Origin of the sequence: Chryseobacterium sp. KLBC 52 (assembly GCF_003347605.1) — a bacterium.
Taxonomy (GTDB): Bacteria; Bacteroidota; Bacteroidia; order Flavobacteriales; family Weeksellaceae; genus Chryseobacterium.
This window is the reverse complement of record NZ_QDFZ01000017.1, coordinates 1-21,029: the sequence shown is the minus strand read 5'-3', so window position 1 is coordinate 21,029 and position 21,029 is coordinate 1. Positions and strand designations below refer to the sequence as shown.

Below are 21,029 nucleotides of genomic sequence, written 5' to 3'. Positions count from 1 at the left end.
ATTTTTTAAAGGTAGTATAAAGTAAATCTTCTTTATGCTGCCTTTTCCACCAAATAATTTATAATTTTATATCATGGAAAAGAAAGATAATGCTCCTTTGAAAATTTCATCCATATCAGAACTGCACAGCATGCTGCAGCTCCCTAAACCGCTTCATCCTCTGGTAAGCCTTGTGGATAATACAAAGATGACTGTCAAAAAGGATATGCTGAAGCGAAGTTTTATCCTGAATTTTTATAAAATCTCTTATAAATATTCTACCAACGGAAAAATGGGCTATGGACAGGGATATTATGATTTTAATGAGGGAGGAATGATGTTTACGGCTCCCGGACAGGTTCTTTCTACGGATGAGAATGCAGAATACTGTGGGTATACGCTGCTGGTACATCCGGATTTCATCAGAAGTTATCCTTTGGCAAAGAATATCAAAAACTTCGGTTTCTTTTCTTATGATACGAATGAAGCACTGCATTTGTCTGATCAGGAAAAGACAACCATTACAGGGTTACTGGACAATATTGGAAATGAACTGAATACCGCTATTGATGAAGTAAGCCAGGACGTTATTGTGTCTTACATTGATGTTCTTCTCAATTACAGCAACCGTTTTTATAAGAGACAGTTTATCACCAGAAAGGCGGTTAATAATGATTTATTGACCAAAATGGATGATGTACTGGAAACCTATTTCAATCAGCAGGAAACCTTAAATAAAGGACTTCCTACGGTAGAATTTCTGGCTTCCACACTCAATTTGTCGCCTCATTATCTGAGTGATATGCTTCGTAACCTTACAGGATTGAATGCTCAGCAGCATATTCATGAAAAACTGATTGAAAAGGCTAAAGAATATCTTACCACCACAGGTTTTTCTGTATCTGAAGTAGCTTATGCGCTGGGGTTTGAACATCCGCAGTCTTTCAATAAGCTGTTTAAAAAGAAAACTGATAAAACACCTCTGAGTTATAGACAATCTTTCAACTAGATAAAAACACCCGGTCCAAAATATCGGGTGTTTTTTATGGTATACTTTTTTAGCTCACATTTTGTTTTGCTTTGATCAAAGCTTCAATTTTAAGTTTTGCAGTGGTCCATTCATCATCCAAAATACTGTAATAAGCAGCATTTCTTGTACTGCCATCGCTGAGAACCTTGTCTTTACGTAAAATGCCTTCAAATACACCGCCGATTTTTTCGATGGCTTTTCTGGATCTGAAGTTATCATCTTTTGTTTTTAATTGTACTCTGTTGGTTTTCAGGATTTCAAAACAGAAGGTGAGGAGTAATAGCTTGCATTCAAGATTGATGGCTGTTCCCCAGAATTCTTTAGTGATCCATGTCCATCCGATTTCCAGTTTCCGGTCTGCGGGATAGATTTCAAAAAAGCGTGTGGATCCGATCAGTTTTCCGGTTTCTTTGTGACGAATGACAAAAGGGTATTGATTTCCGGTTTCTCTTTCAGATAATGCACATTCATAGTTTTTATCAAACAAGGTTTTGTCTGAACAGTCTGTAGGAACCAGTTCCCAAAGTTCTTTATCTGCAGCCGCAGCATATAATTCTTCAAAATGTTCTTTTTCAAGAGGAATTAATTCAACGGTTTCTCCTTCCAAAATAGTTGGATAAGCAATCCATTTTTCTTTCATGGCTCATTATTTATACAACGAAATTAATGAAAAATGAAAATCTGTGTTCAAAAAATAAAGTGATTTTCCACCATAATGAGGTCGGCATTTCCATTATTGGTTAAAATGGAACATAAAAATGACAAAAATGAACTAGATTTTAATGGGTGAGCGTGGCTAAATTTGCAAACGGAATTTTTATCAAACTGTCATAATGAACGAGAAAGAATCTTTTAATGCCAAAATGCCAACAGCCTGTTTTTTACTTTTCTTTGCCCATGGGCTTGTTTTTTCTTCCTGGGCGAGCCGGATTCCTATCATAAAAACGGCTCTTTCCATCAATGAAGCACAGCTGGGGACACTTTTGCTGCTCATGCCTATAGGACAGCTATCAACGATGGTTCTGGCCGGAAAACTGATCAGTATCTACGGAAGCAGCGGGATTATTAAAAGATGCTTTATGCTGTATCCTTTTTTCCTGTTATTAATTGGTTTATCTCCTTCATACTGGACATTAGGTGTTGTACTGTTTTTCTTTGGAGTTTCAGGAAATATGTGCAATATTGCGATCAATACTCAGGCTATAGAAATAGAATCTATCACGAAAAGAACGCTTCTTTCTTCCTGTCATGGAGCATGGTGCTTTGCAGGGTTAACAGGAGCAGTAATCGGGTTGCTGATGATCAATCTCCATGTGGGAACTTTTTACCATTTTGTTATTATTTTCATTCTGGTAGGAATACTTTGGTTGTACAGTACAAAAAATCTGACCAATATTATTCATAAAGCAGAACCGCAGACCCGTTCAATTTTTAAAGCGGTGAATCCTACACTGATTGGTTTGGGAATTATAGGCTTTCTGAGTATGGCGATTGAAGGAGCGATGTTCGACTGGAGCGGGGTTTATTTTCAAACTGTAGTTAAAGCACCTGAAAACCTTGTTATATTGGGATATACAAGTTTTATCTTAATGATGACTTTAGGACGTTTTATCGGGAATAAAATCATTGAAAAATATGGAAAAAAGATCGTTCTGCAGTGTTGCGGCCTATTGATGAGCAGCGGCCTCTTTCTAAGTGTTTTCTTTCCGGAACTGTGGATCTGCATCATTGCATTTATGATCATTGGTCTTGGAAGTTCCCTGAGTGTACCGTCCGTTTACAGCACAGTAGGAAAAGTGAGTACAGTGGCACCGAGTATTGCTTTATCATTTGTTTCCAGCATATCATTTTTAGGATTTCTGATGGGGCCGCCTCTTATCGGATATATTGCAGAAAGTTTTGATCTTAGATACTCATATGGTCTTTTTGCCTGCTTTGGGATTTTACTGGCGATTATGGCGGGTCAGATGAAAGTCTTCAGAAAATCATAATCAATTTCTTTTTAAGGGATTTTTGACATCTTTTAAGCATTTTTTGACATGTTCCGGCTCGTGGTTGTTACCTAATCTTACATTTTAAAATACTTTCTATCTTTATTAAAAATTTCCTTTTATGAAACCGGTCTCAGGAATTGTATCAGAATCTGTTATTGACCATTCTTTTTCCGTAAAGCGATTGGAAGATGATCTGCCGTATTTAGTGGATTTTGTGAGGCTTAATTATCATCACATGGTAATCATTGAAAAGGGTAAAGGAGTACTGACGATTGATGAGCATTCTTTTGATATTGCAGACCATGAGATTTTTTTACTCTCCAAAGGCCAGATCTGCAGGTTTGAAAATGATTCTGAAGTCTTTGGCTATCATATTTCCTTCGGCGACTGTTTTTGGGAAAGAGTTCCTTCCAGTGCCAGCAATTGCAAGGCAGTTCTGTTTAATAATGCTGCGGCCAACCAAAAGTTAATCCCGGATCAAACCGAAACAGATGAATTTTTAAACTTATGTAAAAGCTTACTAACGGAATATAAAACGGAGTCTTATACCAATCAGATGGACGTGCTGGCTGCTTATCTGAAAATCATCATGATTAAGCTGGCGAATGTAAAAATGGTAAAAGAAGAAACTTTTGACAGTCAGGATTATATCATTTACCGTAAGTTTATGGAATTACTGAGCAGTAAGTATCACACCCTTCATGCTGTGAATGATTATTCGGAGTTGTTGAATACTACGCCAAGAAGGTTGAGTGAATTGTGTAAGCGTTGTTCTGATAAAAGTGCCAAAGAAATCATCAACGGGCAGATTATCGCGGAAGCCAAAAGACTTCTTCAGTTCAGTTCGCATTCTGTAAAAGAGATTGCTTATCAGCTTCATTTCGGTACATCGGAACAGTTCAGCCACTTCTTTAAAAAAAATACGGAAATATCGCCGGCAAACTATCGCAGTAAGTTCATTCATATCGGAGTATAGTTTCGGCGGAAATTTTGACATCTCATCGGTATTTATTGATATTCCGAAGCATTTGTAATCAGGATATCTTTGGGTAAAATTAAATAAAGATATGTCAGTACATCGTATGAAAGAAGTCGCGGGAATCATCATCCCGGACAGTAAGATTGCAACAGAAGCGACAGAACTTCTATTGGAACACGGAACAGAATTCATCTACAATCATTCCTTGCGTGTTTTTCTGTTTTCTTCCTTAAATGCAAAACGTGAAAACAAAGCGCATGATTCGGAATTACTGTACGTGGCCTCCGTATTTCATGATCTTGGACTTGTTGCTCATTACAGCAGCCCTGATCTGAGATTTGAGGTAGACGGAGCCAATGCTGCCAGAGACTTTTTGAAAGGCCATGGTATTGCTCAGGATAAACTTCAGTTGGTTTGGGATACTATTGCACTTCACACTACCATTGGGATTGCAGAGCATAAAGAAAATGAAGTCGCTTTAATGTATTCAGGAGTGGGATTAGATGTGATGGGAGAAGGCTATGAAAACCTGAGCGCAGAACATCGGGAAGAGATTATCAGAGCTTTTCCGAGAAATGATTTCAAGAAGAAGATTATTCCTACATTTTTCGGTGGTTTTGAGCATAAAACAGAAACTACTTTCGGAAATATAAAAGCAGATGTCTGCGCCTTCATGATCCCGAATTTTGAAAGAAAAAACTTCTGCGACTGTATTTTACATTCCCCGTGGTCTGAATAGGAAAATAGCTTTTTCAAAAAATTGACAGCCCTGGACATTCTTAGATGATCAGGGCTGTTATTGTTTATATCCAGTTTTCGATAAGATTAAGCCATAGTGCCTTTTCTTTATCGATCAAAAAGATTGCAGATGATTTTCTTTTAGTTATGATTTCTCCTGTGACTTGTGTTTCAATATAGGTCGCAAGTCCATGATCGCCAGAATGATTAACTTCAATATTTTCAACTTCAATATTTCGCTCCGGAAATTTCCCAAATACGGTGGGAAGCCATTCTCCAAGCATCGATAGGGTAACAGTATCTCCGTTTCCATTAATCATTTTAAAATCTTGTGAAAATCCGGATAACAACTCCTGATAAAGACTTTCCTGATTTTCGGCTTTTCCCTGAAACCATTTTTCGATATTCCTGTGGAATTGTTCTATTTCCCAGATGATCTTTTCTGTATTGTTCATTGTTAAATGTATTATATTTTTTGATTTAAACTTATTTTTCAGTCAATAATGTTCCTTAATCTGTTTCCTGCCCAAAGTCCAGCCAGCTGAAAAAGACCTATCATTCCTATAGCGGCTGCAAATGCTTCCGTGAACCCCAGAATTGGGATCAGATTAAAAAACAGGGTACCAATAATAGCTCCTCCGGTGACACTCCCAATCTGAATACTGATGCTTACCAGCCCTGAAGCCTGCCCGGCTTTGTCTTTTGAAACCAGGGAAATAGCTGTCCGCATCATGACCGGCATAATGGTACCATGTCCAAATCCGGCAATAAATAGGGGAATATGAGTGACAAACGAGGGTTTCTGCTGAATATAAAAAGTAACTGCACTCATCAGAAAGCCTGTCATCAATAAGCTTAATCCCAGATAGATCATTTTGTATGCTTTCATTTGTACTCTGGAAGTAACCAAAGGAGCTATGAAAAAAGCAAGCCCATAAGGAACAATAGCCAAACCTGTCTCCATTGAATTTTGATGAAGAAACTGCTGAAGATAATAAGGATAGCAAATGAATAAACCGGCCGTAAAATTGTAAAAGAAAATAATCAGAAGACTTAAAGCAAAAGGTTTTTGCTGCAACAAAGCCGGATCTATAAGAATCGGACGATTATTTTGAAGCTGTTTCGTTTCATATTGTAAAAATGAAATTAATACTACAATTCCAAGTATAAGAATTCCAAAAATCCACCAAGCCCATCCAAATTTCTGTCCGAAAATAAGTGGACAGATGAGCATGAGTAAAGCAAGAATTAACAACAAAGCTCCTGTAAAATCAATACCTGTTTGTGCTTTATTATTCTTATTGTCCATGGTAAAATGAATGCCCACAATACAAATTACCGTAATCGGTACATTCACAAGAAACACCATTTCCCATGAAAATCGCCCCCAATGCATGCTTAAAAGAATTCCGCCAAACAATTGCCCGATTACCGAAGCAAGACCAAATACCGAGCTGAAGAGGCTTACAGCTTTAGGTTGTTCCTGACTGTTGAAAAGGTCTTTTATGGAAGCCAATACCTGTGGAGCAAGCAATGACGCACCAATACCCTGAAACAATCTGAAAATAATCAGCCACGTAACATCCGGAGAAAAAGCGCAGGCAATAGAGGAAAACAGAAAAGTGTACAATCCTGCAATAAATATCTTTTTGCGACCGAAAATATCACCCAGACGTCCGCCACAAACAACAAGTGCTGCATAAGTGAGTCCATAAATGGCGATAACCATCTGAAGTTCATGATCACTGGCATTCATTGCTTTTTTAATAGAAGGCAGAGCCATATTGACAATAAAATAATCCAGTGGTGAAAGAAAAGCACCTGCAATCAGAAAGTTGAGTGCCTGCCACCGTTTCGGATGTATGTTCATATTTTTTTATGCAAAATTACCCGCTTTGTGTTCTGTTAAAATTGTACTTTTGGAGGAAAATACAGTGTATCATGAAAGGATTGCCTCTTGAAGAGATTGATTTAAGAGAATTAGAACTGAAAGAAGAGATCATTTTTAAAACCAACACTTTTCTCTCATTCATTTATATTGTCAAAGGAAAAGGAACGTTTACTTATGATGGGCGAAAGATTAATTTCTCTCAGGGTAAGCTCTTTATTATTCCACAACATGAGGTCTATCGCTTTGAAAGTGAGTCTGCTCAGCTTATCCGTATTCAATGTCCGGTGGAATTTATTGATAAAATTCGTCTGGAAGCGGATCGTATTGAAAGCTGTGAGAATTTACATAAACTGCAATACATCAGCCATAATTATCATGCAAGAGCAGGGTGTGTTTTCAGAAATAAAAATGATGAGAACTTTGCAGAAACCCTTATTCTGCAGATCGCCAATGAATTCAAAAATAAAGCTGATGATTATTTAATTATCCGCAACTGCATGTCGATCCTTCTGAATCTGATTGCCCGAAATATCATTCAGAGTGAAACTTCAGCTCTGCAGGAAAACCGGAAAGCTTTTTCCATTATGAAGATCATTGCTTATATTCAACAACATATTAAAGACCGTGAGAAAACCGGAATTCAGGTTATTGCCGATCATTTTGGGATTTCCGGAAATTATTTCGGAGAATATTTTAAACAGCAGACAGGGATTTCTTATCAGGATTATCTGCTGGACTATAGATTAAAACTGGTTGAAACCTATTTAAAATACAGCAGTGTCAGGCTAAGTGAGATTGCTTATGAGCTCCAGTTCAGTGATGAAAGCCATCTTTCCAAGCTGTTCAAGAAATACAGAGGAGTAACTCCCGGAGAATACAGGAAAAGTTTTAAATAAAGATCTTTTTAGAAGAGGGCTTTTTACTAAGTTAAAATTTAATTCCAAAAATATAAAGTTAACTATATAGTTGACTTTATATTTTTATATATATTTACAGCAAATATATTTCAGATGGATTTTGATTTTATTAAAGAACTAGGATATAAAGCGTTGGATAGCAGATTGAAGAGAATCAGTGACCGGATGTCTCATGATGTGCGGAAATTTTATAAAGAATTCGGAATTGATGTGGAACCTAATTGGTATCTGGTTTTTATGCTGCTGCAACAAAAGGGTGAAATTTCTATTACCGATATTGCGGAACCGTTGGGATATTCCCATCCTTCGGTGGTGGTTATCGTTAAAAAAATGAGCGAAAGCGGTTACCTCATTATTAAAAAAGACAGTGTAGATAAGCGGAAACAGATCATTTCATTATCTCCCAAAGCAATTGAAATGCTTCCTCAGCTGGAGCAGATCTGGGACAGTTGTGAGAAGACAATTCTGAAGATATTATCAGAAGATTTGTCAATTTTCAAGTATCTGGATCATATTGATCAGGAATTAAAAAATGAATCCTTTCACCACAGGTTTAAACAGGAATATTTAAAATCAATTCAATCATGAAAGCATTAATTCTCATTACAGCATTTCTTTTTTCCACAAGTATGATTTCGGCAACGGAAACGAAAATCATGATCAGAGCGAAAGCAAGAGATGCCAAATTTATCGGAACTTCATTGGGCGGCGCTCATATTATCATCAGAAATAAGCTTAATCAAAGAATTCTGGCAGAAGGAAATACCACCGGAAGTACGGGAAACACGGATCTGATTATGAAAATGCCCAAAGTAAGAGGAAACTCCATTGCAGATGAACAGACAGGAGGTTTTATGGCTGCCGTGGATATTGATGAACCTACATTTGTGAATATAGAAGTAATCTCTCCTTTGAACAGCAAACAGGCGCAGGCGGTGGTAAGTACAGAAATCTGGCTGATTCCCGGAAAACATATTTTGGGAGAAGGAATTATTCTCGAAATTCCGGGATATATTATTGATATTCTGAAACCCAGAACCCATCAGTATATTGCTTTGAACAGTATTAAAGATAAACCTTTCCTGTTCCAGGCTAATATTGTGATGATGTGCGGATGTGTTATTGATAAAGGAGGTGTATGGAATTCCGATGAAATAGAAGTGAAAGGAATTTTGAAAAAAGACGGAAAATTTGTAAAAAATGTAGAGATGTCTTTAGTTTCAACCAATCTGTTTGAAGGAAATCACACAATCAGTTCTCCGGGAAATTATGAACTTGTTTTGTATGCTTATCATGAAAAAACGGGAAATACAGGCGTAGATAAGGTCAATTATGTAGTTTTCGAATAAACGAAACTCAATATATTGGAATAAAAAGAGACTTTTCAAAAGTCTCTTTTTATTCAGAACCAATTATAAAACCTGAAGCTCTTTAAATACTTCTATAATGGCTTCAATAAGTCCTTTGTCTATATTTTTTTCCGCAGCAGCATCCGGAAGGAGAGCCCTTAAATCACCGTGATCATCACGCTCAATAACGACTTCAGTTCCATCTACGTCTACATACAATTTATACCCATAAGAGAATGTAGCCAGCTTTCCATTGAAAAGCAGTTCTTGACCCTTATACATTACCGGTACTTCAAATTCTTCCATTGCTGAGTTCTATTCATTTAAAAATCGGGACAAATGTCGGAAAATTTTAATTCATATTATCATATAAATTGTAATGATAAAGCCAAATCATATAAATTACTAAAATTATTTATAGGTTAAAATCTGTATATTTATCAATAGTTATGAAAGCATTTCTAAAACAGAAATGATCCATGGAATTGAAACGAATTTTTATGAAAAATACAATTACCCTTTTCTGGTTCAGACGTGATTTGAGGTTGGAGGATAATGTTGGACTTCATCATGCACTCCAGTCTGATGCTCCGGTAATCCCCATTTTTATATTTGATACCGATATTCTGGGAAAGCTGGAAGATAAAGAAGACCGCAGGGTTGACTATATTCATCAGGCCTTGACGGATATCAATGTTTCATTGAAAAAATATCATTCAAAAGTCAATACTTATTATGGAAAACCTATAGAAATATTCAGAAAATTATCTGAAGAATATACTATTGAAGGTGTTTTCTGTAACCGGGATTATGAACCTCAGGCGATTGAGAGAGATAAGGAAGTCTATTATTTTTTTAAGGAAAAGAATATTCCTTTTAAAGCTTATAAAGATCAGGTGATTTTTGATAAAGACCAGATTATTAAGAAAGACGGTTCTCCTTATACCGTTTACACCCCTTTTGCCAGGAAATGGTGGGAAGCGTTAACACCTGAACATTATCAATCTGTTAAATTAAATTTTAAAAACCTTTTTCCACAGAAATATTCTGAGATTCTGACTTTAAAGGAAATCGGTTTCAAAAAAACGGATTTTGATTTTAAAAAACCGGTTCTGGAGGCTTCTATTATAGATCATTATGATCAGTTTCGTGATTATCCAGCGTTGCAACATACTACACAACTCGGCATTGCTTTACGCTTTGGAACCATCAGCATCAGGAAATGTGTGGCTTTTGCATTGAAACATAACGCGGTATGGCTTTCGGAGCTGATCTGGCGTGAGTTTTTTATGCAGATTTTATATCATTTTCCTCAGGTGGTTCATCAATCTTTCAAAAAACAGTATGATAATATCCACTGGCGGAATAATGAAGATGAGTTTAAACACTGGTGCGAAGGAACGACAGGCTATCCCATCGTAGATGCCGGAATGAGAGAATTGAATCAGACGGGTTATATGCATAATCGGGTAAGAATGATTGTGGCAAGTTTCTTATGTAAACATCTGTTGATCGACTGGCGTTGGGGAGAAGCGTATTTTGCCTTAAAACTCAACGATTACGATCTGTCTGCAAACAATGGAAACTGGCAGTGGGCAGCAGGTTCAGGTTGTGATGCGGCTCCTTATTTCAGGGTCTTTAATCCAACGGCCCAGACAGAAAAATTTGATAAAGACTTATTGTACATCAAAAAATGGCTGCCGGAATGGAATACGCCAGCATATCCTTCTCCCATCGTAGAGCATACCTTTGCCCGTGAAAGAGCTTTATCAGAGTATAAAAAAGCATTGACATAAATAATGTGATATGAAAAATGCCCGGCAACGAAAATGTCACCGGGCATCAACCAATTGATATTTAATATGAAAAGTTACTTACTGAAGTAACAGGCTCATCAGATTGTTTTCAGATACAGCTCCTGTAATTCCTGTGCTGTAAATGCTTTGGACGGTAAATTCTGTACCAGTTCTCCCTGCTTCATAATCCCGATATTCGTAGCTACACTCACTGCATTGAAGATATCGTGAGTCGCCATTAAAACCGTTCTGCCTTCTTTGCCCAGCTGACGTACAATTTCTGTAAACTCTGCTGTAGCAATAGGATCCAGCCCGCTGGTAGGCTCATCCAGGAGAAGTACTTTCGCATCTTTAGCCAGTGCAATGGCAATTCCTACTTTCTGGCGCATTCCTTTGGAATATCCTCCCAATGCTTTGTTATGCGCTATTTCCTGTAATCCTGTGCGCTTAAGTAACGCTGCAAGTGCATCTTTCTGATAATCAAACCCTGCAATTTTAGAGAAAAAATCAAGGTTTTCTATACCCGTGAGATTAGGATATAAAAGGACTGTTTCTGGAATATAAGCCAGATGTTTTTTTATTTTTTGAGGTTCTTCTTTTACCGAAATATCATTAATGAAAGCATCTCCGGAAGTCGCTTTAATGAGTCCCAGAAGAATATTGATGGTTGTACTTTTTCCGGCTCCGTTTTGTCCGAGCAGCGCAAAAATTTCTCCTTTTTTTACTTCCAGATTAAGAGCATGAAGGGCGGTAAAATCGTTGTATTTTTTATGTAGGTTGACTGTTTTTAACATAGTTTTCTGTATTTGTATTGTGAAAGGATGATGAACAAAGCAATGAAGATGAGGTAAGGAAGAAGGATTTTTATCCATTGTATATGTTCGGAGAATTTAAATACCTGTATGGTTTGTTGCGCCCAGTTGATAGATTCCGCATTTTTTCCCGAGAAAATAAGAGGGTAGAAGAACAACCTTTTTTTCTCATGGAATTTCTTGAGTGATGCAGCATACTGCAAATGATTCTGCATATCAGATTTTGCCAGATGACTTTCTAAAAGCTGAGTATGAAGATTCGGAAGGAGATATCCCAAATAGTTTGCTGCCTGATTCCTTTTTTGCATTTTTTCTGTATACTGTTCTGAAGATTTTGCAGATTCAAGATCTCCCATATGCTGCATGGCATAATACCAGGTCCATGTGAAGGCATCATTTTCTTCTACTTTAAAATTGCTGTATTGTGGATAGGCTTTGTAAAACTTTTCCATAGTGGGACTTTTGGCCTCATCCCATTTGTTGTGATAGCCCTCTCTCTGTTCCATTACGGCTTTAAGAGATTCATGAACCGGATAGATCTTTTGTATCAGAATATTACTGCTCATCGGGATAATAAAATTGATTCCCACCCATACGGTAAGAAGGATTAATGCATTTTGAGCCGATGATTTACGGAAAGAAACAATCCATCTGCACAGGGCAAACCAGAACAGAATATACAACCAACCGCTGATCATAAAAGCAATATAGGAAGAGTCTAAAGGTATTTTTATCCAGATCGAAGCGATGATAATTAATGCAAGATAAACAGCCGTTACAGCCAAAAGACGGATGAGCATCTTTTGATCCAGAAGCTTTTGCAAATTACCGCTCTGGACAGAAAGCAGTTTCCACGTTCCTCTTTCTTCTTCTTCAGAAATCAAATTATAACAGAATGCGACAATCACCAGTGGGAAAAGGAAAACAATGACAAAACTAAAGTCAAAATTTCCAACCGCTGCATTGGCAGGATTATAAAAATCAGCATTGTAGCGTTGTTCCTCCAGATTTCGGATGGTTAATCCCTGAATAGAAGGATTTAAATCACGCATTCCGATATTTAAAGCAGCCAGTTTGGGTGTTTCATTTACCAGATTGAATTTAATATAATAAAGAACCAGCCCCAGATCATCTTTATGAAATTTTGTATTCCTTTCTATACTTTCTTTTTGGAAAGCTCCGCTTTTGGAGATAATATCTTCATTTCTGTCTAAAAACTTTTTCCCTGTATAAATAGCCATCAGTCCGGCTATCAATAAAAACAGCAGTGCAATGATATAGGCTTTGTTACGGTAAAATTGGGTATATAAATAACGATTCATTTAGATTAATTTTAATTTTCTTCCACTTATTTCGATCGCAATAATGCAGATAGCCATCCATAGAACTAATGCAGCAGCAGGTATTGGCTGTTGTTTCAGACTATCCAGAACGGAAGTATACCGGTACTGGAAATCCGGAAACTTTTCCCAGTTGTGTTGGTCGATGACAGCAGGTGGCCCGCCGTTTTCCGGTTTAATATTGCTGATCTGCTCAATTTGCAAATCATTTAAATGTTGAGCCATCTGATAGCGATATTCTTCTGCCTGTTTTTGAAACTGGTTATAAGAGAAGAAATCTGTGCCTGTAGCAATCATGGAAAAGTTTTTAATGGCTATCGCAGGATTAATCAACCCTGAAAAATCTGTCAGACTTTGCTGTTTGTTGTAAATGGTCTGCAATTCTTTTTGATGTCTGATGTAAATCTGTGAGCTTATTTTTTCTCCTTCCTTCATGACAAATCCACCGTAGTTGAAAGGAAGTTCATTGGTTGTTTTCACTTGATACTTTGCCAGTAAAGAATCTTTAATTTTTTTAAAATGCGGATCATCAGGATTATGACTGTCACCGGATTTTAAAATATCTTTTTCCAGAGTGGTTTCGAAAGCAATCCGGGAAGGTGCAGGATATAAATTCTGTGCTGCAAACTGAATTCCTTTAGGCAAAACAATAATAAAAAGAAGCCAGAAACCAATAAGGCTGATCAGTGCTGATGAGGTGCTTTTACTATTCGCAGAAACTACTACGGTTAACGTACAGATAAAAAAATAATAGATCATATAAGCTGGCAGCAGAAATGATAAGCGTAATACAATATCCGCTGTATTGGTAGTCTCGGACATGAATGCAGCCATGAAAACAACAGGAATAACCGGAATCAGGAAACATAAAGAAAACAGCCAGAGTCCCAGAATTTTACCCCAGATAATATCTCTTCCGGAAGCTCCCTGCACACTGATGATCTTTAAAGTGGCATTCTCACGTTCCTGAACAATTAATCCAAATCCCAGAAAAAGAACAATCAATGGAACAATACTCTGCAGAATAAATGCACTGCTAAACGCCCCGAATCTGACTAAAGTTCCGGAACTTCCTGCTTCCGAAAGGTTGGCAGTGTTCTGTTTATGGGCCTCCAGAAATATGACGTTTCCTAAATAATCATCCAGTCCATTATCAAAAATATTCAATGGATGCCCGATTCTGAAAACCAGATATCCATAGTGTGCCATACGGTGCGGATGTTTATCTGGTCTGTGCTCCCAGCTTTCCCGCACTTCTTTCCGGTATTCTTTTATTTTTGAAAAAGAGTCCGTGTATTTTGTATATCCTATGCCAATACTCAGCATACAGAACAGGAGTACGGCAATCGTGGTGAGCAGATTTTGTTTTCCTTTAAACAAATCCTGCCAGGTTTTTCTCACCATCAATTGTAAGTTTGAAATAGCCATAGTTTAAAATTTATAAGTAGCAGTTAGTAAATAATTTCTTGGAGTTCCCGGGAAAAGCCTGAGGTAGTTCTGAGCTCCGATCCAGTAGACTTTGTTGGTGATATTATTCAGATTAAAAGAAAGCTGAACAGATTTTGCCGGAGTATAATACAAAGCAGCATCTATCGTAGTATAGGCGGGAAGCTCAAAACTCCTTGTAAACCACGGGATTTTAGAGCTCTGATAAAGCATTCCTGCCCCAATTCCAAAGTCTTTGAGGAATTCAATCGTTGAAAAATTGTAGCGCGTCCAGATATTCACCGAATTCTTAGACGTGTTTTCCTTTCTCTTTCCCACAAGATCAAGGTTGGTATCATCCAGAATTTTAGCATCAATATAACTGTAGCCTCCGTAAATATGCCATTGAGGAAGGATATGTCCGGAAAACTCAGCTTCAAATCCCCGGCTTCGGTCTGCCCCGCGCTGTACAAGCTCATCAGGTTCTGAAGGATTATTGGCATTGATTAAAATATTTCTCTGGTTGATTTCATACACAGCAAGATTCATTGAGATTCTGTCAAAAACTTGAGCTTTGATTCCTAATTCTTTAAGATCAGAAGTTAAAGGTTTGAGTCTTGCTGCCGATCCCGTAAGACCGGAGGTGTTGGGCATCAACGTTACGGTATTGGATTGAGGCTGATAACCTGTAAGATACGTCCCGTAAACATTGATATGATCCGTTACACTATAAGTAATACCGAATCTGTATAGCAGTTTGTTGTTGGTAAAAGATGTTTCATTGGTTTCTTTGAAATTGGTGATATCCTGAAACCACTCCTGACGGATTCCCGATAAGATTTTAAACTTTTTCCAGGTAAAAAGATGCTGAATATAAGCTGCATGGGTGGTAGTAAGAGCAGAAGGTAAAGGTGTAATCACATTAAGGGTATTAAAATCAGTACCCTGATAATTTACAGCATCCGGATTCAGATCAAATGGAGTGACATTAGGTTTAGGAATAATCGTTCCATTATAGTTAACCGTTTGATATTCCGAGGCTTTTGAAGGGTTGTAAGAAGAAGCTACAGAACCGTTCTTCAAAAGGAAACCTCTTGCAGCATTCTGTTGTCCGCCTTTGCGTTTTTCCCAGATCTGACTGTCATAGCCCATCAAAGCCTGATGCAGCACAGCACCGGTTTTGAATTTAAAATTAAAATAAGCATTAATGTTATCTGTGGCCCAGTTCTGCTTTCTCTGTACAAACTGCATCATGGCAAGGCTGGAAACCGATTTGTTATCCATATCAGGCACAAAAGAGTTGGTTGTTCTGTGTTCCTGCAGGTTTTCTCTCCAATATTGCTTCATATAGGAAGCATTAAAACTGATGGATTGGTTAAAATGATGGGCAACCGTTCCCATGATTATGAGTTCTCTGGTTTTAAAAAAATCATCCGGAGCGCCTAAATTCAGGCTTCTTGGAGTGCTGTACAAATCTGTTTTTCCGGCCACAGCTCCGAAAATCGGCTGTCCGCGGTCAAGATTTCCATAGAGATCATTGAAAATCATTTCTACATTCACAGATGTTTTTTCATTCGGAACAAAAGTGATAGAAGGTGAAATGAGAATACCGCTGTTTTTAACATGATCCCTGAATGAATGAGCATTCTGATACGCTCCGTTAAAACGGTATAATAAAGTTTTGCTCTTATTTAAAGGACCTGTAAGATCTGTAGTGACACGGTAAGTTTCAAAGCTTCCACCTGATAAACTGATTTCATGACGAGGGTTTGACAATGGCTTTTTGGTAACCATATTGATCGTTCCTCCGGGATCTACACTGGACATGGTAATACTTGCCGGCCCTTTAAAAACCTCCACACGTTCAATATTGGAAGTCATCGGCTGTAAAAAATAATATTGCCTTGTCCTCATTCCATTGATGATCTGGCCTTCTTCATTCTGGCTGATGCCACGGATGTTGTATTGGTTATAGTAGCTGGAAGGAGAAACTCCGTTCACATTTTTCATCACATCTCCAAGCTGGAAAGCCTGACGGTCGGTGATCAGTTCTTTGGTAACGGTATTGAGTGTTAAGGGTAGATCTTTGTTTTTCATTGCAATCTTGGTGGCGGCAAAAGAGTAGTCAGAAGTGTAATCTTTAGACTTTCTTCCGATGACCTCAACGGTTTGAACCACTGTAGATAATGAATCTTCAGAACGGGATTGGGCACAGAGAAATGATGATGCGGTGATGAAACTTACGCTAAAAAGTTTCATAGAATTTGGGGAAATACAATGAATTATTTCCGAATAATTAAAATTACTGGTAATCATGAACAGGGATGTACGGGCAGTGAATTTGCCCATTAATAAAAAGGATATCCTTACTGGTGTGAAGACACAGGTATCCACGGAATTACAGTACAGACTAAAAAATCTGTAAACGAAATATTAGGGCAGCATAGATTACGCTACCGCAGAAAATAGGGATGGGGGAGCTCTGGAACTGAAAAAGTCCAGAAGACAACGATATGAAATGGCTTTTGGTTGTGGCATTTCACTATCATTGGTTGTGTCAATAGCAAAATCCAAATTCAAAGGTTCAGGGAGAAGAATATTGGTCATATGCAGATGAAGCGCACACTGACATTCGTCGTCCTGTGAAAAGGTAGGAATTTTCTCTTCTTTTGAACCTTTTTTATAAATCACTTTACTTTTGGCGTGCCTGGCATGATCAAGACATGTCGTTACCCCGCTGACATTCGAAACAAATATCAGAAGTAAAGAAAAAACAAAAAAGACTCTGAGAAATTTTTGCATAATAGAAAAACAAATGTACAATTTAATTTGATAAAAATTGAATGATGAATAAAAAGTACTGGATATTTTTAGTTTTGGGTTGAAATGAAGATGATTTAATTATTTTCATAAATCGTGTTGATTTAGTCTTTAAAATTTGAATTAATTTCAGTAGAATATTAGCAAATTATTTATATTTTTGATCAATTAACTAATTGATTAAATTTATGTTGATTTCAAAAACTGCCTTTCGGGGCTTAAATTGCGCAATCGGTTGCATTACTTTCGGGTTTTTACCTGCTCAAAGCATTATTCAGGTTACGAATCCTTTGAGTTTTGCCAGAAATGAAGTGGTAGCAGTTCCCAATACTGTATTGAAATCATTTTTAAGTAAGCATACTGAAAAAGACCTTAGAATAAAAGATGTAAAAGGAAAGTGGATTCCCATTCAATGGATTGATTATGATGGAGATGGAAAAGGCGAAGAATTGCTTTTTCAGGTGAGTATTGATGCAGGGAAGACGAATTCTTATACAATTGTAGCGAACGGAAAGGTTCAGATTCCGGAAAGCAGAATTTCCACTTATTCGAGGCTGGTTCCGGAAAGGGTAGATGATTATGCCTGGGAAAACGACAAGATTGCCTTCAGAGTATATGGTCCGAAAGGCCAGCAGGAAGCTTTACAGGGAATCAAAAGCAGTACTCTTTCAAGCGGCGTAGATATCTGGCTGAAAAGAACAGATCTGCCTGTGATCAACAAATGGTACAAAGGCTATCTCACAGATCCGATGTATTATCATAAAGATACAAGAGGTGAGGGCTACGATCCTTATCATGTAGGAAACAGCCGTGGAACGGGTGGAATCGGGATATGGAAAAATGAAAAACTTCAGACTTCCCAAAACTTTATATCCTCCAAAACAATTGCCGAAGGTCCTTTGAGAACTGTTTTTGAACTTACTTACCAGCCATGGAGCGAATATGGAGTGAAAGAAACCAAAAGAATTTCTTTAGATCTGGGTTCCAATTTCTCAAAATTTGAATCCACTTTTGAAATAGAAAAGCCCGTTCCGAATTACACCATCGGGATTACCCTTCACAAAAACGAGGGAAAAACTCAACTGAATGATAAAAGCGGATACTATCTTCATTGGGAAAAAATTGATGATGCATTTGTAGGAGAAGGAATTGTAATAGATCCTAAAATTGTTGAAAAATCACTTGCCTTCACTTCTGAAATTCCAGATGAAAGTAATCTGTATGTTGTGACCAAGCCTTCAAAAGTCTTAACCTATTATGCAGGATTTGCGTGGCAGAAAAGCGGACAGGTTCAGACACAGAGCGATTGGGAGCGATTGCTTGAGAAACAGTCGGAGATCATTGCGAAACCTTTGGTGGTGAAAGTTATTAGATGAGAGAGTTTGAGGGTTTGAGAGTTATAGGGTGGGAGTGTTTGAGGGTAAAATGCTCAGTTTAATTTTAAATAATAAAAAATGAATCTAAAAATATACACATTTGCATTAGGAATATTGTCGGTTAACTGTTCTGCTCAGGTGAAAGATACATTAGCGGAGAAAATGCTGATCTATCAGCTTCCCAATGGTGGCTGGGGAAAACAGCTTGAGGATAAATCGGTTGTTAATTATAATCTGCCGATTGATGATGCTCTTTTAAAAAAGATAAAATCAACAGGTGATGATCACGCTACAATTGATAACAATGCCACCTCAAGGGAGATCACTGCGTTGATTAAAGCCTATTCAACAACCCAAAATCCGGATTATTTAAAAGCAGCGGAAAAAGGAATCAGTTATCTCCTTCTTATGCAGTATGAAAACGGAGGTTTTCCTCAGTATTACCCTAATTCAGGGCTCTACAGAAAGCAGGTGACCTATAATGATAATGCGATGATCAACGCTTTGACGGTTCTTTTTAATGCAGCGGAAGGAAAGAATAATTTTGATGTGGTTTCCTCATTATTAAAAGAAAAATCAAAAATTGCCGTACAAAAAGGAATTGGGTGTATTTTAAAAACTCAGGTTCTGCAGAAAGGAATTCCTTCCATTTGGGCAGATCAGTATCATGAGATTACACTGCAGCCGGATAAGGCAAGAGCTTTCGAACCCATTTCATTAGCCACCGGAGAATCTGTTGGAATTATAAGGTTTTTAATGATGCAGCCGGTAACTCCTGAGATTGAAAAATCAATCAAAGCTGCCATACAATGGTTCAGACAGAATAAAATAGAAGGGTACAGCTACAATGTGACAAAACAGAATGGAAAAGCGGTAAGAGTATTGGCTGAAGATAAAAACTCTGTGATCTGGGCTAGGTTTTATGATATTCATACCAATAAACCTTTGTTTGGAGACCGTGATGGAAGTGTAAAATACAATTATAATGAAGTTTCGGAGGAGAGGAGAAACGGATACAGCTGGTTTGGTGATTTTGCAGAAAAGCTTTTAGCCAAGGAATACCCGAAATGGCTTGAGAAAAATAAATTAAGTGAATAATTGATCTTTAACAGGAGCGGGTTTCATCCCGCTTATTTTTTTCAAATAAAAAAGAGCATCTCATTTCTGAGACGCCCTCTTCCTTTTATGACTACTTGTCTCGTCCTGAAATAGCGATACACAAAAAAGAATCGTTATGGAAGAAACATTAAGATCCACGTACATTAAACGCACACAGAAGGATTACAGTTTAAGTTTAAAACTTCAAATCGTGAAAGAAGTTGAATGTGGAGCATCCACTATTACTAGTTGTCGTAAGAAATATGGTATTCAATCTCATGGTACTATTTTAAATTGGCTGAGAAAATATGGTAACTTTGATTGGGAAAACCAAAGACCTTATGCCATGGAAAAAACACCTGAACAACGTATTATGGAATTAGAAGCCCAGGTAAGGCTTCTTGAAAAGCAAAAGGCTTTTTTAGAAAAGCAGGCTTATATTGCAGATAAGAAGTCCATATTTTTTGATATGATGATTGATCTGGCTGAGAAAGAATATCACATTGATATTCGAAAAAACTCACCACCCGAACAATCGATTACTTCCGCAGTAAAGAAAAAGAAACTTTGATTTTTACTTGTGGATTGTTAGGGTTAAATAGACAAATCTATTATAGAAGTATCAAGCGTACGAAAGTTTGTAAAGATAAAGCTTCAGAGGTAGTAAAGCTGGTAGAGAATCTTCGTGTTAAGATGCCCCGGTTAGGAGGCAGGAAATTATATTTTATTTTACAGAGATCCTTAAGCTCCATTAAGGTAGGGAGAGATAAATTCTTTGCCATCTTAAAAGCTAATCATTTATTGATTGAACCTCGCAAAAGCTATCACATTACAACCAACTCTCATCATCGTTTTAGAAAGCATAAGAACCTGCTCCTTGACTATCAGATAACAAAGCCCAACCAGGTATGGGTTGCAGATATTACTTATATAGGGAACCGAAAAAATCCAAGCTATTTAAGTTTAATAACTGATGCGTATTCTAAGAAAATAATGGGACACTTTGTTGCAGACAATTTAAATACACAGAGTAGTATTATAGCTTTAAAAAGAGCTCTAAAGAAGTATAAAGGTATGAGAGAATCTTTAATCCATCATTCCGATCGTGGTTTACAATACTGCTCGAATGAGTATCAAAGACTTTTACAGAAACATCAATTAAAATGTAGTATGACACAAAACTCTGATCCTTATCAAAATGCAGTAGCAGAGAGAATAAATGGTATTTTAAAGCATGAGTTTGATATTGATAAACATGATATAAACAACAATTTAAGGAAAAAGATAGTAAATGAATCTATCGAAATCTACAATAATTTACGCCCACATTTTTCAAATCATTATCTAACTCCAAACCAAATGCATAAACAGTCACAAATTAAAATGAAAACCTATAAAAACAAAAACCAAAGCAATAGTAAAATTACTCTGGTTTAATTATTTATTTTTGTACTATAATCTGTATCAGATTTTCAGGACTAGTCA

21 protein-coding genes are annotated in these 21,029 nt (G+C 37.2%); 12 read left to right on the top strand and 9 right to left on the bottom strand.

The window, feature by feature from the left end:
- Positions 1-73 precede the first annotated feature (73 nt).
- Complete coding sequence (locus DDF69_RS17165; protein WP_114821858.1) at positions 74-988, top strand: helix-turn-helix domain-containing protein; 915 nt, start codon at positions 74-76, stop codon at positions 986-988.
- A gap of 49 nt (positions 989-1,037) precedes the next feature.
- Here the strand turns inward: DDF69_RS17165 and DDF69_RS17160 are convergent, their stop codons facing one another.
- Positions 1,038-1,649, bottom strand: a complete 612-nt coding sequence (locus tag DDF69_RS17160) for a GNAT family N-acetyltransferase (RefSeq protein WP_114821857.1) — start codon at positions 1,647-1,649, stop codon at positions 1,038-1,040.
- A gap of 193 nt (positions 1,650-1,842) precedes the next feature.
- Here DDF69_RS17160 and DDF69_RS17155 point away from each other — a divergent pair, with 193 nt between their 5' ends.
- The 3 genes from DDF69_RS17155 (at position 1,843) to DDF69_RS17145 (ending at position 4,721) form a co-directional block, all read left to right on the top strand.
- Positions 1,843-3,000 carry an MFS transporter gene (locus DDF69_RS17155; protein ID WP_114821856.1) on the top strand — a complete coding sequence of 386 codons (1,158 nt, stop codon included), beginning with the start codon at positions 1,843-1,845 and terminating at the stop codon, positions 2,998-3,000.
- 121 nt (positions 3,001-3,121) lie between these two features.
- Positions 3,122-3,979: an AraC family transcriptional regulator gene (locus DDF69_RS17150; protein ID WP_114821855.1), complete on the top strand. Its 858-nt coding sequence runs from the start codon at positions 3,122-3,124 to the stop codon at positions 3,977-3,979.
- Between the two features lie 91 nt (positions 3,980-4,070).
- The gene (locus tag DDF69_RS17145; protein ID WP_114821854.1) at positions 4,071-4,721 is read left to right on the top strand and encodes an HD domain-containing protein; all 651 of its coding nucleotides are present in this window, start codon (positions 4,071-4,073) and stop codon (positions 4,719-4,721) included.
- A gap of 64 nt (positions 4,722-4,785) precedes the next feature.
- Here DDF69_RS17145 and DDF69_RS17140 read toward each other — a convergent pair whose 3' ends face one another.
- Together DDF69_RS17140 and DDF69_RS17135 are read right to left on the bottom strand one after the other, a co-directional pair.
- Entirely contained in the window at positions 4,786-5,175 is a 390-nt protein-coding gene (locus DDF69_RS17140; protein WP_114821853.1) for a hypothetical protein, read from the bottom strand.
- A gap of 38 nt (positions 5,176-5,213) precedes the next feature.
- Entirely contained in the window at positions 5,214-6,590 is a 1,377-nt protein-coding gene (locus DDF69_RS17135; protein WP_114821852.1) for an MFS transporter, read from the bottom strand.
- A gap of 71 nt (positions 6,591-6,661) precedes the next feature.
- Here DDF69_RS17135 and DDF69_RS17130 point away from each other — a divergent pair, with 71 nt between their 5' ends.
- The 3 genes from DDF69_RS17130 (at position 6,662) to DDF69_RS17120 (ending at position 8,877) form a co-directional block, all read left to right on the top strand.
- The gene (locus DDF69_RS17130) at positions 6,662-7,507 is read left to right on the top strand and encodes an AraC family transcriptional regulator (protein ID WP_114821851.1); all 846 of its coding nucleotides are present in this window, start codon (positions 6,662-6,664) and stop codon (positions 7,505-7,507) included.
- Between the two features lie 114 nt (positions 7,508-7,621).
- Positions 7,622-8,116, top strand: a complete 495-nt coding sequence (locus tag DDF69_RS17125; protein WP_114821850.1) for a MarR family winged helix-turn-helix transcriptional regulator — start codon at positions 7,622-7,624, stop codon at positions 8,114-8,116.
- Complete coding sequence (locus DDF69_RS17120) at positions 8,113-8,877, top strand: hypothetical protein (protein WP_114821849.1); 765 nt, start codon at positions 8,113-8,115, stop codon at positions 8,875-8,877. The genes DDF69_RS17125 and DDF69_RS17120 overlap by 4 nt, the downstream gene beginning before the upstream one ends.
- Positions 8,878-8,940: 63 nt before the next feature.
- On the opposite strand, the gene DDF69_RS17115 is transcribed toward DDF69_RS17120, so the two are convergent.
- Positions 8,941-9,159, bottom strand: coding sequence for a hypothetical protein (locus DDF69_RS17115; RefSeq protein WP_162800957.1), 219 nt, complete (start codon positions 9,157-9,159; stop codon positions 8,941-8,943).
- 218 nt (positions 9,160-9,377) lie between these two features.
- On the opposite strand from DDF69_RS17115, the gene DDF69_RS17110 reads away from it, so the two are divergent.
- The gene (locus DDF69_RS17110) at positions 9,378-10,673 is read left to right on the top strand and encodes a cryptochrome/photolyase family protein (protein WP_114821847.1); all 1,296 of its coding nucleotides are present in this window, start codon (positions 9,378-9,380) and stop codon (positions 10,671-10,673) included.
- A gap of 98 nt (positions 10,674-10,771) precedes the next feature.
- Here DDF69_RS17110 and DDF69_RS17105 read toward each other — a convergent pair whose 3' ends face one another.
- The 5 genes from DDF69_RS17105 to DDF69_RS17085 form a co-directional block, all read right to left on the bottom strand.
- The gene (locus DDF69_RS17105) at positions 10,772-11,467 is read right to left on the bottom strand and encodes an ABC transporter ATP-binding protein (protein WP_114821846.1); all 696 of its coding nucleotides are present in this window, start codon (positions 11,465-11,467) and stop codon (positions 10,772-10,774) included.
- Positions 11,461-12,807 (bottom strand): DUF3526 domain-containing protein, encoded by a 1,347-nt coding sequence (locus tag DDF69_RS17100; protein ID WP_114821845.1) that lies wholly within the window; start codon positions 12,805-12,807, stop codon positions 11,461-11,463. Before DDF69_RS17100 ends, DDF69_RS17105 begins: the two co-directional genes overlap by 7 nt.
- Positions 12,808-14,253 carry an ABC transporter permease gene (locus DDF69_RS17095; RefSeq protein ID WP_114821844.1) on the bottom strand — a complete coding sequence of 482 codons (1,446 nt, stop codon included), beginning with the start codon at positions 14,251-14,253 and terminating at the stop codon, positions 12,808-12,810.
- A gap of 3 nt (positions 14,254-14,256) precedes the next feature.
- Complete coding sequence (locus DDF69_RS17090; RefSeq protein ID WP_114821938.1) at positions 14,257-16,509, bottom strand: TonB-dependent siderophore receptor; 2,253 nt, start codon at positions 16,507-16,509, stop codon at positions 14,257-14,259.
- Positions 16,510-16,698: 189 nt separating this feature from the next.
- On the bottom strand, positions 16,699-17,052 hold the full coding sequence (locus tag DDF69_RS17085; RefSeq protein ID WP_114821843.1) for a hypothetical protein: 354 nt from the start codon (positions 17,050-17,052) through the stop codon (positions 16,699-16,701).
- Positions 17,053-17,258: 206 nt separating this feature from the next.
- Here DDF69_RS17085 and DDF69_RS17080 point away from each other — a divergent pair, with 206 nt between their 5' ends.
- The 4 genes from DDF69_RS17080 (at position 17,259) to DDF69_RS17070 (ending at position 20,981) form a co-directional block, all read left to right on the top strand.
- A complete protein-coding gene (locus DDF69_RS17080; RefSeq protein WP_228412031.1) occupies positions 17,259-18,446 on the top strand; it encodes a DUF4861 family protein in 1,188 nt (395 codons plus the stop codon).
- A 78-nt stretch (positions 18,447-18,524) separates the two neighbouring features.
- Entirely contained in the window at positions 18,525-19,544 is a 1,020-nt protein-coding gene (gene pelA / locus DDF69_RS17075) for a pectate lyase (RefSeq protein ID WP_114821842.1), read from the top strand.
- Between the two features lie 136 nt (positions 19,545-19,680).
- Positions 19,681-20,115, top strand: coding sequence for a hypothetical protein (locus DDF69_RS22320; RefSeq protein ID WP_228411903.1), 435 nt, complete (start codon positions 19,681-19,683; stop codon positions 20,113-20,115).
- Complete coding sequence (locus tag DDF69_RS17070) at positions 20,112-20,981, top strand: IS3 family transposase (RefSeq protein WP_228411904.1); 870 nt, start codon at positions 20,112-20,114, stop codon at positions 20,979-20,981. Before DDF69_RS22320 ends, DDF69_RS17070 begins: the two co-directional genes overlap by 4 nt.
- Positions 20,982-21,029: the final 48 nt, after the last annotated feature.